Below are 15,360 nucleotides of genomic sequence, written 5' to 3' on the forward strand. Positions count from 1 at the left end.
AGACAAGGCTCAGAGACATTTCTAAACAGCACGTGCGCTCGAACCATACGTATGTAGAGCCCTCGTTGCGGCAACCACGCAGGATATCTTAAACGGAACCTGCGCTTGGGGCATACGCATACCGAGACTTCATTGCAGAGACTGCGCGGGCATTTTAAACAATACCTACGCTTGAACCATAAGCCCCTTCTGATCTTCCAATTTAAATTCTTCCATAATGTTCTGAGTCTCTTCTGCCTGAGAAGACAACTTCTGAGCTTCTACAGCCAATTGTTCCCCTGCCCGAGCTGTATCTTCAAAGGCTTGACTGATCTGATGGACAGTTTCCAGCAGTTCCTGGATACGCCGGGTAGATTCGTCAGTACTCTGCCTTAGATTTTGGGCCTCTGTTGCCTGGCCGTGAGACAATGTCACTATATTCTGCACTGCTTCGTTAATCTGAGGCAGCATAGCGCTTGTCTCCCCTACAGCTGTCTGGGTTCCCTCTATACGCTGAGATGCCTCTTGAAGAATGCCCACCATCGCTTCTGCAGCATCATTTGTCCTGCCAGTATCAGCCACTATTACATCGGTAATGGAGCGAACTTGCTGAGCCGCCTCTGCAGATTCTTCTGCGAGTTTTCGGACCTCTTCAGCCACAACAGCGAACCCACGACCGGCCTCCCCTGCTCTAGCCGCTTCTATAGCAGCATTCAACGCTAAAAGGTTTGTCTGATCAGCAATTTTAGTGATAGTTTCCACAAAAATTTTTACTTTGCCAATAGAATCTAATAACTGACGTGAAGCTTCACCATTCACCCTTGCCTGATGCACTGCATTATCTATATTTTGCACAACAGAAGAACTTAACCCTCTCACTTTTTCAGTAAGAGATGCCGCCTGTTCTGTCAACGACGCTATCTGTTGGGTTTCTTTTGCCACATCTTGAGCTGTCTCTTCCGAAGAGTGAACCACTTTTGAAACGGAAGTAGCCGCCTGAAGGATAGAGTGAATGGCTTGCTCTGCCTCATCTACAGAAGCTTTCACTTCTTCCATGGAAGCAGATGTCTCCTCGGAAAGGGCACCAAGAGTCTGTGAACTATCTAAAGTTTGTCGAGCCTGGCGGCGACCTATAGTCATAGCATTCCCCAACGAGTCCACCATCTTGTTTAACTCCATGGCAATCATGCTCATCTCATCATTCCCTTTTGTGAGGCACCGAATAGCCAGGTTTTTCTGACCTAATTTCTTTACATCAGATGTCAACATATCTACAGAACGGTTGATCCCCACAGAAATCCACCTTAAAACAAGCAAAAGAAGCAAAAAAATACCGCCAGCAATATAAAGTAGCTGACGAGTAATAGCTCCGACTTGAGTTTTTATCGTCGATGTGGGGAAGGTAATGCCCAATGAAAAACCATGGCGGGTGGGGGCAAAAAATGCGTACTGCTCCACTCCATCCTGTATAAACTTATCCATTCCAGAGCTCCCGTTAATCATGCGATTGGCTATATCTCGAAGAGATTGGGGAAATTGAAGATGAGTCGCCATATTGGCCTTCATAACATCTTCTTTATGAAAACTTGCCATCACCAATCCTTCAGGGGTTAAGAGAAAACCCGACCCCTCCCCCGCAATTTTCAAGCCAGCAACAAAATCACTTAAAGTAGAAATGTCGACATCACATCCAACAACCCCGATTAATTTAGGTCCCTCATAGACTGGAGTTGCCGCTGTAGTCACTACATTGCCAGTGATAGAATCAATGTATGGGCGGGTAAAAATAGTATTTTTTTCTTCCAATGCCTGCTTGTACCACGGCCTTTCGCGAGGATCCCACCCATCTGGCGGAACCCAATCGCCACCTACAATAAAACGCCCGTCATCTTCCGTCCCCAAATACACCGCCATAACTCCATCCTTTGCCATTTTCTTCGTCATCTCTTCCAAAGCAGGCTTTAAAATAGAATCAAGGCGATAAGATTGCTCTGCAGCAGAGGCTGCCGCATCCATAAAATTCTCGTATTTCTCAAAAAAAGATCCCACAATTTGAGCATCAGCCGCGATGATCTCCATACCAGATGCTTCAAGGTAACGAACAAAAAAACGCTCACTTCTTCTGTTCACGACAAACAGCGCCATGGAAAAGAGAATAAGGACACAAATACTGACGCCTAACAGTTTTTTTCGAATGGTCAATATTATTTCCCCTCCCCCCAAAAGGTTTAAATTTTACAACTATTGTATATCATCTTTCTTTTAAACATTAAATATATTTGGGTTCGTATAATGCATCCACTTTCCCACAAAAAAAGAGCCGTTTTTTAAAACGGCTCTTTTCACGATCAAATGGACGTTTTTTTAACTGACTCCTTGTCTCAAGCCTTCATTTTTTAACCAAAGGCAATAGACACTCTTCTCGCTATACTCTTCACCAAAAAAGCATAAAGGGGGACCTGAATCACCTGAGTTTGGATACGAGGAATCATAGTAACTATCATTGGCACTCCATAAAGAGACTGCATAAAATAGGGAACCAACAACACCGCCGTGATGGTCTGCCCCACAGCCATCCCCACAAGAAGCTGCCAGAAGGTGTAGTCTCCCTTGGTATTAAAACACTTCAAGACCAGAGGCGGGATAATTCCTGTAAGTGCTGCTGTGAGAGTGAAATGGGGCATATACGGCCCCATAGGATTGATCCAGAATCCAATAGCGTCCCCCAGTGCCCCTACAATCCCTCCGGCACGAGGTCCCATATAGATTCCAGCAAAGACAACAGGCAACGCGCCAAAACCGATTCGCACCATTTCCACACCAGCCATGGGAACTCGAATACTCGCAATACGGGTTAGTACAATATTCAAAGCTACGAGGAGAGAGATATAGACAATCTCACGAGTTGAAGAGTGATACTTAAACAAATTACCTTGCTGTTTTTTCAAAAGCAAACGCCTCCTTTACGGGCAGGTCTGCCACATCAAAGGAGTAACGTATCGATGTGACAGCGAACGCGGCGGCCTACCGCAAGCTGGTGAAAGCTTTTCGTCTCAGGGCAACGTCCCATCCCTAAGCACTTAACGCAAAGTCGCCTACTCTGCCAAAATGTTTTTTCATTCTACCATAAGAACCACAATAAAAACTCTTTCTAGAAACTTCAAGAAGCATATGCTTCGCAAACGAAAGTGTTTAAATTTGACAAAACGTCTTCCTTATTTATACTGTATGTATATTTAAAAGTTGGGAATTTATTTTTTATGTTTTTGACTCTTATTCTCAATATAACTTCATTTTGAAAGCGAGGTTTTTTCAATGCAGCGCTGGTTCTGTCTTTTACAAGCAGCGGATATAGCCTTTCCCAGCATGTTAAGCGTGTTTTCGCAGCAGAAATCGCTACAGAAGAAGCTGTGGAATTTTTGTGTTCACCCTCTACTGGTTTCCCAAGATTGTTTTTCCTCTTTCAAATTAGCAACAACTTCATTTATCCAGCTCTCTCTTTCAACAACTACTACTCACACTACCACATGCACGTGCACAACAAGCACGTGTGTCTCTCTGTCAACATCAACCCGATAGTTCCTGTTTTTACTTTATAACGTTAAAGAGTCTTTCTAATAAATTACGAGTTTTACTGTGTTGTTTCATAACAAAAGTTTCTCGTATGTAAGCACTCTAAATTATTTTTCTGTTTACCAATAAAAAGTTTTGCTGGGCGACGTCAGCAAAAGCTATGTCATAAGCTATACACACATACTCTCATGGAGGTGCATTCAGTATGAAGGGAAGAAACATTCGCAAGATTTTGTCGCTATTCTTTGTTCTCACGTTTTTTGTCGCATCGGCAACTATAGCCAGTGCAGAGGAAGGTCCCATTGTCATTGGCTCTATATGGAGCCAGGTAGGGATTGCAGCTCCCTTGGGGCAAGCCGGCCTTCGCGGAACTCAGCTTGCTGTAAAACTTGCTAACGAGCAAGGAGGTGTTATCGGTCATAAACTAGAGCTCAAAAACATTGACGGACAGAGCGACACCACGGTTATTTCAAATGCCGCTATCCGTTTGGTGGAAGAGAGCAAAGTAATAGCTGCGTGTGGACTGACCGATGACTCTCTTGTATCTGCTGCCGGCCCCATTTTCCAAGAAGGGAAAACCGTGTTCCTTGACGGTACGGCTACAACGCCAACTATTCCCAGCATTGGAGATTTTATCTTCATGACTCCCTTTGGAGATAACTATCAGGGGCAAGCTGTAGCTAAATATTGCGCCCATACCCTGGGATGGAAAAAAGTAGCTGTTATTTGGGACAATGCCAGCGCTTATAGTACCGACCTCTCAAATTTCTTTATGGATGCTTTCAAAGCCTACACCAAAGATGACGCGGCGATTGCACATCAGGAAATCTATCAAACTGGCGACGTAAACTTTACGGCCCAGCTCACTCGCCTAAAAACAGTCATAGAGAAAGAAAAGATTGAAGGCATCGTTATTACACCCCCATTCCCACAAGATGGGCCTATTATCGCAAAACAGGCAGAAAAACTCGGCATCAAGCTTCCTATAGTTCTTACCGACGGTGCTGACGACCAGAGCGTTGTAGAGGTAGGTGGACCCTCTATAGAGGGTGCCATTGTCTCTACCCACTTTGCAGCAGAATATCCTCTTACGGAAAATGCCAAGAAATTTGTGGAGGCTTACAGAGCGGAATACAACAACGAGCCCGGCGCTTTTGAGTGCCTCGGTTTCGACGCCGTCAATATTATGCTGGAATCCATTGAAACCATCGGGAAAGAAAAATGGGATTCCATGTCTCTTGAAGAACAGAGAGTAGCTTTGAGAGATACAATTCAAAGCCACAAGTTCGTAAAAACCACCATGCCCATTTCGTATCCAGATCCCCAAATGGTGAAGTATCCGAGAGTTCCTCTGAAACCAGTCGTCTTTAAAGAGTTCAAGGGCGGACAGAGAGTCTATAAAGACATCATCTACCCGGAAGATCTATAAAAACATCTCTGGCAGAGGCTGGAACACAGCCTCTGCCTATTCATAATACGTCTGGAGCTGATGGTATGCTGAACGTTCAAAATTTGACAAAAAGCTTTGGCGGACTTCGAGCTGTGGACAGTCTAAGCTTCCAACTTGAGCAGGGGGAGCTTTTAGGCCTCATCGGTCCCAACGGAGCCGGTAAAACCACAGTATTCAACCTTCTTACCGGAGTCCTGAAAGTTACATCGGGGACAGTAGAACTCGATGGAGAAAATATAACCAACAATCCACCTCACCGCATTACGGCCAAAGGCATCGTGCGCACTTTTCAAAACCTTCGGCTCATGAAGGGACTATCCCTTCTGGAGAATATGAAAATCGCCTTTCATCTCTCTTTGCGCTATAGCTTCAAAGACGCTTTTTTCTTCACTTCAAAATATAAAAAAGAGGAAAAGCGAATAGAAGAGAAAATACATCACGTCCTTGGGCTGTTGAATATGGACCAATATGCCGCCACTGTCATAGACGACCTGCCTTACGGTATTCAAAAGAAGGCAGAATTGGCCCGAGCTCTCCTCTTCGAGCCCAAAGTGCTTCTTCTTGACGAGCCAGCTGCCGGTCTTAACCCTGCTGAGGCCGACGAAATAATTCGCATTATCCGCATGATTCATTCGGAATCCCCAATGGGCATTATTATTGTAGAACACAACATGAAAGTGGTTATGGGAATTAGTGAGCGGATCATTGTAATGAACCAAGGTGCTCTCATTGCTCAAGGAACCCCCTCTGAAGTTCAAAACAACGAGAAGGTTATCACTGCCTATCTCGGGCAAAAAGCTTGGAAAAAGCAGGCTGTCTGTGCCGAAAAGAAGGGGGAAGCAGCATGTTAAAGCTCAATCACATTATTGCAGGCTATGGAAAGGCCGAAGTCCTTCACGACATTAACCTGGAGGTAAAAGAAGGAGAGGTTGTAGCCCTTGTAGGACCTAACGGGGCAGGAAAAACTACGACCATTCGATGTATTACCGGTGAACTTTCCGTAACAAAAGGTACTATTCTCTACAAAGGCAAAGACATCACATCTTTACCTCCCTATAAGATAGTACCTCTCGGCATCGGATGTTCCCCTGAAGGCCGTAATATTTTCGGGAACCTCTCTGTCTATGAAAATCTAAAAATGGGAGGGTACCTTCTCAAAGAAAAGGCGTTGTATCAAGAACAGCTGGAATGGGTCTACCAACTGTTTCCCAAACTCTGGGACCGGCGAGATCAGCTGGCAGAATCTCTCAGCGGAGGGGAACAACAAATGCTGGCTATAGGAAGAGCGGTTATGACCAGACCCCAACTGCTTCTTCTCGACGAGCCATCCCTCGGCCTTGCACCAGTTGTAGTGGATCAGATCTACGAAAAGATAGAGGAAATCAGCCAGCAGGGATCATCAATCCTGCTTGTGGAGCAAAATGTACGACTCGCCCTCGAAATATCCTCCCGGGCCTATGTTATGGAAAGCGGGCAAATACACTTATCTGGCGATAGCGCCAGCCTTGCAAAAGATTCCTACGTAGAAGAAACCTATCTGGGGGTGAGATAACATTATGGGTGTGCTCTACTTTTTTCAGCAGCTTATTAACGGCCTTTCCTATGGCAGTATTTTAGCCCTTCTAGCCATTGGCTACACTATGATATACGGAATCTTGGGGCTTATAAACTTTGCCCATGGAGAGATATTCATGATCGGAGCTTTCTGCTCCTATCTTTTGATTATGAATGCTGCCGCCTCCTTCTGGACAGGGCTCATAGGAGCCATAGGGGGAGCCGTACTAGCCGGACTCCTCATCGAAAAGCTGGTTTACGGCCCCTGTTTGAAAAAAAGCCCCGAGGTCCTCACCGTCTTCATTGCCTCTTTCGGAGCATCTCTCGGACTTCGAAATATCTTCGTTATGATCTTCGGCGATGGACGGAGAGCCTTTCCCACCCCAGAATTTCTTGAGGGTATTATCGTCACGAAAAGCGGATTGTTCCTCAATGTGAAAGACCTCTGGATCCTCGCCATAACCGGCATACTCCTGATCTCTGTCACTCTCTTTATAAAATATACCAAGGTCGGGACAGCCATGCGAGCTATCGCCTATGACCCCAACGCAGCAATGCTTGTAGGCGTCAATAGCGCGACATTGGTGCTTTTGGCTTTCATTATCGGATCAGGGCTTGCGGGCATATCGGCAGTATCCTATGGAATCAGCTTTGGAATTGTGAATCCGAGCATGGGGTATATTATCGGTCTCAACGGTTTTATAGCCGCAGTTCTGGGAGGCATCGGCAACATACCTGGAGCCGCTATCGCAGGGTACATTATAGGCCTCGGAGAGGTGCTTTTCGTTGCCTTTCTTCCTCCTGCATGGTCAGCGATACGTCCACTCTTTGTGTGGGCACTTCTCTTTTTGATTCTCTTCATCAAACCATCTGGTCTCTTTAGACCTAACATTAAGATAGAGTAGGGGGCGAAGACATGAATAAGAAAACTACAACTATCCTCGGTTCGTTGATCCTTCTCGGCATCCTTCTCCTCCTCGCCAACACATTTCTGAGGGGATACTACCTTCGACTAGTTATTTTACTGGCCGTTACCTGTATCGTTGCTCTAGGGGTCAACATCACTAATGGCTATACAAACATATTCTCTCTCGGATTCGGCGGAACCATGATGGTAGCCGGCTATGCCACAGCTATCCTGACTCTGCCTCCAGCCTATAAAAAAGCAGTGCTTCACCTTCCTCTTTGGCTGGAACAAATTCAGGTAGCCTTTCCCCTGGCCCTTCTCATCGCAGGAATTTTAGCGGTTATAGCCAGCGTTATATTATTACTCCCCGCTTTCCGTCTCGAAGGACAGTATTTTATTCTCGCTTCTATGGGAATTAATATCGTTATGGGGAACTTGGCAGAAAATCTGCGCGGGATTACTCACGGAGACATGGGGCTTCGAAATATTCCCGCCTTCACCAACATATGGTGGGCCTATGGTATCCTTCTTGTGGTTATTTACGCCACCCATCGCCTCGTCAACTCTCGTTTCGGTCGTGGATTAATTGCCATATCAAAGGATCAGGAACTCGCGAGCGTCATGGGTGTTCCCGTAGTACGATATAAAATAATGTCTTTCGCCATTGGAAGTTTCATTACGGGCATTGGTGCCGCTTTATGGGTACATCTTGTCCTCACCATGAACCCCAAGGCTTTTAGTCTTGTCTATGTTTTCCAGTTAGTGGCCATGCTCGCTATAGGGGGCATTGGAACTATCTCAGGCCCTCTTATCGGGACAGCTATTCTTACTATCGGAACAGAGCTATTAGCTCCGCTCCAGGAAGGTTTTACATGTATGGGGCTCTCTATTCCGCCTGTTTTTGGCCTCGTAAACGTTTTAATGGCAGTGCTTTTAGTGATCATTATGATCTTCAAGCCTCGAGGCCTTATGAACGGTCGAGAAGTATGGAACATACTCAATCCCCCTAAAAAAGGAGGGCAATAAAAGATATGGAACATCATATTAAAAGAGATCAGGTCATCTATGCCATGTCGAACTCTCATGAAGCCGTAAAGCACGTTCAGCCTGGTGACCGAATTGTATTTGAAACAGAAGACTGTTTCAGCCATAAGATTACACTGCCGGAACACCGCCTTTCCTCTGACTTTGACTACTCCATTGTCAATCCAGCTACCGGCCCCATATGGATAGAGGGGGCAGAACCTGGAGATGTGCTTGTAATCCGAATAGAAAAGATAGAACTGGACACGCAAGGAGTAGTGGAACTCTTCCCTGGATGGGGGCCTCTGGGAGATAAAGTTACAGGAAGCCATACAGAAATCGTCTCTATTCAAAAGGGGAAAGGGCACTTCTGCGGTCTGGAACTACCTCTTCGCCCCATGATAGGCGTTATTGGAGTAGCTCCCGCAGAAGGAGAAATAGCCTGTGGTATCCCTGGCACACATGGCGGGAATCTAGACACTATTCAGATGACTGAGGGGGCTACTTTACGGCTTCCAGTATATGTCCCCGGAGGAAAACTTGCTCTCGGCGACCTCCATGCCATTATGGGGGATGGAGAAGTCTGTGGAACGGGAGTAGAAATTAGAGGGGAAGTGACCCTCACTGTAGAACTGGAAAAGGGCAGGAGGCTCATCACCCCCCTATTAGAAAATAAAGATGCCTACTTTGTTCTGGCCAGCGCCCAAACTTTGGAAGAGGCCACTCGCATAGCGCTAGACGAAGCTGTGACCCTCATTTGCGAAAAGAGAGGAATGACGTGGGAACGGGCGTATATGTTTGCAAGCATTGCCTGCGATCTGCACATCAGCCAAGTTGTAAATCCTCTCAAAACAGTTAAAGTCCGGATCCCTAAATAAAGAGAGAGAAAGCAAGGGGTTAGGAAAACACAACAAAGACTAGGCTCCTATCATTACCATTGTTTATGATTGGGAAAGAAATTTCTGCAAGGGAAGCCCCCAACACGCCTGTGTCAGGGGCTTCTTTTTCATTTTTTATCGAAATCGACTATCTATTTATTCTCGCTATAAAGCTCTCGCAAACAGGCCTCTGTTAAAGCTCCGAGGCTTGAAATCATTCCCTCTTCAGGCAGATCAGAAGCGTCATAGGCCAGGGGCAACTCAGTACATGCAGCTACAATAGGAACATGTCTCTCCTTCCATAGCCTCTCCACAACCCCTTGCAGCAATACCCCTCCCTCGCGGAGGCGATTTGCTTTTACTAAAACAATGCTTTCCTGAACCTTTTTCTGATCTTCGTCAGTAGGGAAAAAGAAAGGATACCCTACTTTTTCTGCATAACGCTCGTACATACCGCTCTGTTTAGTGCCACTGGTGGCCAGCAACCATGCTCCTTCAGAGCTCCGTTCAGCAGCTAGGCCCACTGTAGTCTCTACAATATGAATCAAAGGCACTGGCAATTCTTTTCGAAATGTGTCGATAAAAAAATGAGCGGTGTTGCAAGGGACAGTCAGAACTTGAGCACCCCATTGAACCAACGAGAGCAACCCCTCTTTCAAAAAGGGCGTAGGATCTTCTCCCCTACCTAAAATAGCACTACTGCGGTCTGGAATCTGCGGATTCGACAGAACATAGAGCTTCGGATGTTCCTGATCACTTCTCGCCGGAGCCTTTATGGCTAAAAGCCGCAAAAATTCCGCTGTAGCAGCCGGCCCCATTCCACCAAGGACACCAAGAATTTTGGAAGGCACTTTCACTGAAGAGTTCATTATGTCACGTCCTTACTCTGAGGTAAAAACATACTCCTTATGTCATAAATTATACCCTTCACTCAATAAATACGTAATTTCCCCTATTTATATTCCCGTAAAAGTGACGGGGTCTCATTGGCACGTTTCTACTAATATATAGTCACACAGCATCGCAACGGTATCAAGTACCAATCCTCCTGTTGTGTGTGCCCTATGAGTCAAATAATCTCCCTTTTCTGCAGAGGCCTCTCCCCCAGGGGCCTCTACTTTTTTTGTATATGAATAACGGTAATTTCAGGGGTGGCAAAAAGACGCATGGGAGGCCCCCATGTTCCAGCCCCAGTTGTCACTACTAGCATATTGCCCCTCGGGAGTTCATGAAGACCAGATGTCATAGGATAAATCAATGTTGTAATAAGATTGAAAGGCCAAATCTGCCCTCCATGTACGTGACCAGAAAGCTGTAGATCGTAAAAGCCCAAGGTCTCTTCACGCACAAGAGGTTGATGTTTCAAAAGCACACAAAACTTGTCACGGGGTATTTCTGCCAATAATTTATATTCCGTCGCATGCACTTCTTCAACCATAGATACAGCAGGGTCATTCACTCCCACCAATATAACAGGTCCAACGTCCACCCATTCATTTCGAAGAAGGCGAAAACCTGCCTCTTCCGTAAAAGCCACAGACTGTTTTAATCCCGCATAGACCTCGTGATTGCCAATAACTCCGAACTTCCCCAACGGAGGAGACAGGCGATGGAAAATCTCTATATCCCCCACTCTTCCGTTCATCTGCCCATCTACAATATCTCCTGTAGAAACCACTACGTGAGGATCTTCACCTATCGCAAGATCTATTATCTTCGATAATCGTTTCTCCCGAACAAGTAGGCCTAAATGAATATCAGAGATGTGAACAATCTTGAGAACAGGCCACTCTGGCGGTAGTTTATCGCTCTCTATTACAATATGGCGAGGATGAATATCGAGAGCCTCTCTATAGGCCCACCAACAGGTTCCAATGGATAGAAAAATTATCCCTATTCCAATCCATCGGATTCCCCAATCACTCAGAGGATACCGAGCAAACCACAAAATAAGACGAAGCAAAATAAGCCCTAACAAGCCGCAAAAAGAAAGGAATATAAAACCCATCCATACATACCCTACCCACGCCAGGGCATGACGCAAAATGCTCCCGCCAATCTTTTCGCCAAGACGTAATATAAGAGGGCAAGCCACCATAAAAGCACCCCAAAGAGAGAGGACTAAAACTCCCCACCCTCTCAGAGAAAAAATTCTAGCCGTAAAAGACAGGACATACCACGTCATGACACCGTAAATCGCTAGGTAAAAAGAAATCACGATCCAAAAACGTGTCATAATATCCCTCCAAAGCTAGAGTTTTTTTCTAACCACTCATAATTATACTGAATTTTGAAAATATTTATATGGGGCACCATCAGGGGCATATCAAGTATTTCATAAATCAAAACCTGTCGCAATTTTCTATATATCTTCGATTTCTTCCTCGAAATCTTTCATTATTTCTCTTGTTATATGATAAGGATTATTTTCTTTTATATTCTCAGCAATTTGAAGAACCTTCCTTTTCCCAATCCCTCCTGCTCGATAAAGCTCTATGAGAAGCCTCAAACCTCGTAACACAGACACTCCTTCTTCTTTACATCGTCTGCGAAGTGCTTTATCGTTAGTAACACAGACAAAACCTTGCCTCTTAGCCGTTAAGCAACATAACTCATCCTGAAAAGACGTTCTTCCAGATTTATCTAATGCTCCGTATATATCGTCAACTTCAGGATTAATAACCTTCAACCCTAATCTTGCTGCTTCCTCATCTGAAGCAATAAGCGGCACCTCATCAAGGACAAAAGAAACTACATGCAACGAGCCAATACATTGCGAAATATCCACCAATAAAGAAGGTTCTACTTTCAAAAAATCAATCAAAACACATGCATCAAGAATAAGAAGCCGAAGAGATTTTATCTTTGGCTTCATATAACAGCCTTCCAACTACGGCAGAGATCTCGCATTTCTTCAAAGGAAATCCGTAATATCTCTGCTCCCCGATCTAAAGATATCTCATCTTTTTCCAACGCTTCTCGCACTAAACCTTGAAGTCTCTCTCCAGAAAAAAGGAAAGGATTGAGAGCAAAAGGCTCTTCGCAATAACCAAGCTTTCTTTTAAATTTAGACTCAAAAAGTAATGAGAAATTCTTCCATACTGACTGATCCGTAACGCCTAATTTTATAAGGCGGTATAAAACAGTCTTATAACTAACACCAAACAAACTTTTAACCTTCAGTACTCGCTCCAAACCTAACAGCCCTGCAGAATCTTCCCATGCCTCTCTAAAAGCAGCATCAGGCATCAAAAAATACCCGGCGAATTCGTCAGCCTCTGCTTCCTCACTCTTCTTTTCTTCCAAAAGAAGGATATTATAAGCTGCTGGGTGCAGCAATAGATGGGCTAGTTCATGCACAGAGCTAAATATCTGTCTCTCCACAGTAATATTTTTGCTGACATTGACTACAATTGCCGGGCCACCATCTTCCTCCCCTATAGATAATCCAAAAAAATTATCCACAGAGAATTCTATCGTCAATACTTTAATTCCTGCCGCTTCAAGATAGTTTCGTATATCTAGAATAGGAAATTCTAATTGAAAACCTAAGGTATCTCTAACTCTTTCCGCACTACCAGAAAGGTCGCTCTTCGAACAAAGAGTTCGTAATTCCCCCACATGAGAAGGAATTGACCGATCAAGAATTTTCTCGAGGAACGTGTAGTCTTCAAGGCGACGAGCAATATCTGCAATAACAAACTCTCGAACTGAGTTTTTCATTCTGCACGAGCGGAATCGAATAGCTTGAAGTTCCGGAACAGGACGAATGAGTTCATGAATCTTCACATTTAAAGCCTTAGAAATCGAACGAAGAGTATTCGATCTCGGCATCGTCTGACCTGACTCTATTTTTTTTATAGCTTGTACCGAAATGCTCGCAATATCTGCAAGTTGTGCCTGAGTCAACTGCTTCTGTTTTCGCCAAAGTCGAATGTTATAACCTATCACCTGGTTGTCCATATCACTCCCCCCTTTACAAACCTGCCTAAACTTCAAACAACACTGGTTTTTAACTCCTTTATAGCAAAAATCCTTTAACACAACCTATACTAATAGTAGACTTTTTATAAAAAAATATCAATAGGTCTATTTTTATAATAAAAAGATCTACCTTACCATAACTAAACTATTGAAGGGACAAAAAGAAGGGGGTATCTCACATATAAAGCTATAAAATCATATACTGCTACCACGCAGCAACACATCCATCAGTGCGGGGTTCTGTGGCTCCAACAAAAGTACCGTATTCCGTTCGCAAGATCATCTGACCTCTCCCGAAGCTATTCGAGTCTAAAGCGCAACGTACATGATGCCCCATCCGTTGAAGCTTTTGTGCTGCCCATGAAGGGAAACCTGGCTCTACCTCCACTACCAGATCCTCTATCCACTGCCACCTTGGAGCATCAAGGGCTTCTTGGGGGTTCATACTGAAATCTATAGTGTTCATAAGAACCTGCACATGGCCTTGTGGCTGCATAAATGCACCCATCACGCCAAAAGGACCTACAGGTTTCCCATCTTTTGTTAAAAATCCAGGAATAATAGTGTGGTATGGACGTTTCCCCGGGGCCAGCACATTAGGATGGTGAGGGTCTAAAGAAAATCCCCTCGCACGGTTATTTAAGGCAATGCCTGTTCCGGGAATAACAATACCTGAACCGAAACCAGCATAGTTGCTTTGAATAAAGGAGACCATATTCCCATCACCGTCAGCCGTACAAAGGTAGACCGTACCACATGCCTCGGGCCGCCCAGCTTCTGGCATACGAGCTTTATCTGTTACCAACTCTCGACGTGAGGCTCCATATTCTTCTGAAATCATTTCAGAGACAGGAACACGGCTATAGCGTTGGTCTGCCACATATCGGAACCCATCGGCAAATGCTAATTTTATAGCTTCAATTTGCTTATGATATGTTTCGGGGTCATCACGGTGAGTAAAATCAAAACCCTTTAGAATATTTAAAGCCATTAATACAATAATGCCCTGTCCATTTGGGGGAATTTCCCATACATCATAACCTCTATAGTTCACAGAAATAGGATCAACCCACTCCGGCTCCACCGCAGCCAAATCCTCTGCCGTATAAAAACCACCTGTCTGCTGAGCAAAGGCTACAATTTTCTCCGCAATTTCACCCCTATAAAAAGCCTCTGCATCAGTCTGAGCAATCATTTTTAACGTGTAGGCCTGATCAGGGCAAATCCATCGTTCCCCAGGCCTTGGAGCCCGACCAGCAGGAGAAAACGTCTTAAACCACGAGGCAAACTCTTTCCCACTTAAAATTTTGCGGTACTTTTCAAAAGCCCTATTCCAATTAAAAGCAGTAGTTACTGCTACTGCATGACCATCCTGAGCATACGAAATAGCGGGTGCCATAGACACAGTTAAGGGCAGATTCCCCATGGACTTCGCAAGAACGGCCCATGTTTTAGGAGCGGCAGGAACTGTAGCTGAAGCCCACCCGAAGTCTGGAACAGTCTGCCAATGTTTCCCTCGAAAAGCTTCCAAATCAAAAGATTGAGGGGATCGACCGCTTCCATTGATACCATGGAGCTTCCCATCTTTCCAAATAATGGCAAAATTATCGCTGCCAAGGCCATTACTAGTAGGTTCTACTACAGTCAAAGCCGCCGCAGTAGCTATAGCTGCATCAACGGCGTTGCCGCCTTGCTTCAAAATCTCAAGGCCTGCCTGGGCCGCTAAAGGATGAGACGTAGCCACCACCCCCTTAGAACCATAGACAACATTTCTACGGGAAGGATATTGATAACGATAGGGGTCGAAATTCATAGAGCATCACCTCTATTTCATTATGGTGCCAGGTCTCAAATTGTGCAATAGCAGGGCTTTTTATTCAAAAAGTAGTTGTCATAGTTCCGATAACAGCACGCCCTACATTAAATCCTGACTGAATGAGTTCTCGGCACATTATTTCAGGTTTCTTACTCTTTACTTCTGCCATGGCAGAAGCAATATCCATACCTATATC

At 44.9% G+C, this 15,360-nt stretch carries 14 protein-coding genes and 1 riboswitch; of the genes, 6 read left to right on the top strand and 8 right to left on the bottom strand.

The genetic code is table 11. The features are described from left to right. Positions 1–165 precede the first annotated feature (165 nt). Positions 166–2,181, bottom strand: a complete 2,016-nt coding sequence (locus B4J50_RS09160; RefSeq protein ID WP_024821508.1) for a methyl-accepting chemotaxis protein — start codon at positions 2,179–2,181, stop codon at positions 166–168. Between the two features lie 194 nt (positions 2,182–2,375). Beyond that, the gene (locus B4J50_RS09165) at positions 2,376–2,927 is read right to left on the bottom strand and encodes a folate family ECF transporter S component (RefSeq protein ID WP_286847537.1); all 552 of its coding nucleotides are present in this window, start codon (positions 2,925–2,927) and stop codon (positions 2,376–2,378) included. A 58-nt stretch (positions 2,928–2,985) separates the two neighbouring features. After that, positions 2,986–3,084, bottom strand: a riboswitch (THF riboswitch). A 673-nt stretch (positions 3,085–3,757) separates the two neighbouring features. Here B4J50_RS09165 and B4J50_RS09170 point away from each other — a divergent pair. The 6 genes from B4J50_RS09170 to B4J50_RS09195 all read left to right on the top strand — a co-directional run bounded on the left by B4J50_RS09170 (position 3,758) and on the right by B4J50_RS09195 (position 9,364). Further along, on the top strand, positions 3,758–4,981 hold the full coding sequence (locus tag B4J50_RS09170; protein WP_024821506.1) for an ABC transporter substrate-binding protein: 1,224 nt from the start codon (positions 3,758–3,760) through the stop codon (positions 4,979–4,981). Positions 4,982–5,046: 65 nt separating this feature from the next. Then, positions 5,047–5,853 carry an ABC transporter ATP-binding protein gene (locus B4J50_RS09175; RefSeq protein WP_286847538.1) on the top strand — a complete coding sequence of 269 codons (807 nt, stop codon included), beginning with the start codon at positions 5,047–5,049 and terminating at the stop codon, positions 5,851–5,853. After that, the gene (locus tag B4J50_RS09180; protein ID WP_286847539.1) at positions 5,847–6,554 is read left to right on the top strand and encodes an ABC transporter ATP-binding protein; all 708 of its coding nucleotides are present in this window, start codon (positions 5,847–5,849) and stop codon (positions 6,552–6,554) included. Before B4J50_RS09175 ends, B4J50_RS09180 begins: the two co-directional genes overlap by 7 nt. Before the next feature lie 4 nt (positions 6,555–6,558). Next, positions 6,559–7,461: a branched-chain amino acid ABC transporter permease gene (locus B4J50_RS09185; RefSeq protein ID WP_286847540.1), complete on the top strand. Its 903-nt coding sequence runs from the start codon at positions 6,559–6,561 to the stop codon at positions 7,459–7,461. 11 nt (positions 7,462–7,472) lie between these two features. Then, on the top strand, positions 7,473–8,489 hold the full coding sequence (locus B4J50_RS09190) for a branched-chain amino acid ABC transporter permease (RefSeq protein ID WP_286847541.1): 1,017 nt from the start codon (positions 7,473–7,475) through the stop codon (positions 8,487–8,489). Between the two features lie 5 nt (positions 8,490–8,494). Beyond that, positions 8,495–9,364, top strand: coding sequence for an acetamidase/formamidase family protein (locus B4J50_RS09195; RefSeq protein ID WP_286847542.1), 870 nt, complete (start codon positions 8,495–8,497; stop codon positions 9,362–9,364). A 152-nt stretch (positions 9,365–9,516) separates the two neighbouring features. Here B4J50_RS09195 and B4J50_RS09200 read toward each other — a convergent pair whose 3' ends face one another. From B4J50_RS09200 to B4J50_RS09225, 6 genes are all read right to left on the bottom strand, one after another. Then, complete coding sequence (locus tag B4J50_RS09200; protein WP_286847543.1) at positions 9,517–10,233, bottom strand: aspartate/glutamate racemase family protein; 717 nt, start codon at positions 10,231–10,233, stop codon at positions 9,517–9,519. A gap of 245 nt (positions 10,234–10,478) precedes the next feature. Further along, positions 10,479–11,600, bottom strand: coding sequence for a metallophosphoesterase (locus tag B4J50_RS09205; RefSeq protein WP_286847544.1), 1,122 nt, complete (start codon positions 11,598–11,600; stop codon positions 10,479–10,481). 126 nt (positions 11,601–11,726) lie between these two features. Next, entirely contained in the window at positions 11,727–12,239 is a 513-nt protein-coding gene (locus B4J50_RS09210; protein ID WP_286847545.1) for a hypothetical protein, read from the bottom strand. Continuing rightward, positions 12,236–13,327, bottom strand: coding sequence for a helix-turn-helix domain-containing protein (locus B4J50_RS09215; RefSeq protein ID WP_286847546.1), 1,092 nt, complete (start codon positions 13,325–13,327; stop codon positions 12,236–12,238). The genes B4J50_RS09210 and B4J50_RS09215 overlap by 4 nt, the downstream gene beginning before the upstream one ends. Positions 13,328–13,553: 226 nt before the next feature. Beyond that, positions 13,554–15,161: a gamma-glutamyltransferase family protein gene (locus B4J50_RS09220; protein WP_286847547.1), complete on the bottom strand. Its 1,608-nt coding sequence runs from the start codon at positions 15,159–15,161 to the stop codon at positions 13,554–13,556. A gap of 64 nt (positions 15,162–15,225) precedes the next feature. Beyond that, a complete protein-coding gene (locus tag B4J50_RS09225; protein WP_286954116.1) occupies positions 15,226–15,351 on the bottom strand; it encodes a YibE/F family protein in 126 nt (41 codons plus the stop codon). Positions 15,352–15,360: the final 9 nt, after the last annotated feature.

The organism is Aminobacterium sp. UBA4908 (genome assembly GCF_002398115.1).
GTDB classification, from domain to species: domain Bacteria; phylum Synergistota; class Synergistia; order Synergistales; family Aminobacteriaceae; genus Aminobacterium; species Aminobacterium mobile.

Bases quoted from the DNA above. Each gene is read 5' to 3' on its own strand.
- B4J50_RS09170 (WP_024821506.1), top strand. From the start codon at position 3,758: ATGAAGGGAAGAAACATTCGCAAGATTTTGTCGCTATTCTTTGTTCTC.
- B4J50_RS09175 (WP_286847538.1), top strand. From the start codon at position 5,047: ATGCTGAACGTTCAAAATTTGACAAAAAGCTTTGGCGGACTTCGAGCT.
- B4J50_RS09180 (WP_286847539.1), top strand. From the start codon at position 5,847: ATGTTAAAGCTCAATCACATTATTGCAGGCTATGGAAAGGCCGAAGTC.
- B4J50_RS09185 (WP_286847540.1), top strand. From the start codon at position 6,559: ATGGGTGTGCTCTACTTTTTTCAGCAGCTTATTAACGGCCTTTCCTAT.
- B4J50_RS09190 (WP_286847541.1), top strand. From the start codon at position 7,473: ATGAATAAGAAAACTACAACTATCCTCGGTTCGTTGATCCTTCTCGGC.
- B4J50_RS09195 (WP_286847542.1), top strand. From the start codon at position 8,495: ATGGAACATCATATTAAAAGAGATCAGGTCATCTATGCCATGTCGAAC.
- B4J50_RS09200 (WP_286847543.1), bottom strand. From the start codon at position 10,233: ATGAACTCTTCAGTGAAAGTGCCTTCCAAAATTCTTGGTGTCCTTGGT.
- B4J50_RS09205 (WP_286847544.1), bottom strand. From the start codon at position 11,600: ATGACACGTTTTTGGATCGTGATTTCTTTTTACCTAGCGATTTACGGT.
- B4J50_RS09210 (WP_286847545.1), bottom strand. From the start codon at position 12,239: ATGAAGCCAAAGATAAAATCTCTTCGGCTTCTTATTCTTGATGCATGT.
- B4J50_RS09215 (WP_286847546.1), bottom strand. From the start codon at position 13,327: ATGGACAACCAGGTGATAGGTTATAACATTCGACTTTGGCGAAAACAG.
- B4J50_RS09220 (WP_286847547.1), bottom strand. From the start codon at position 15,161: ATGAATTTCGACCCCTATCGTTATCAATATCCTTCCCGTAGAAATGTT.
- B4J50_RS09225 (WP_286954116.1), bottom strand. From the start codon at position 15,351: ATGGATATTGCTTCTGCCATGGCAGAAGTAAAGAGTAAGAAACCTGAA.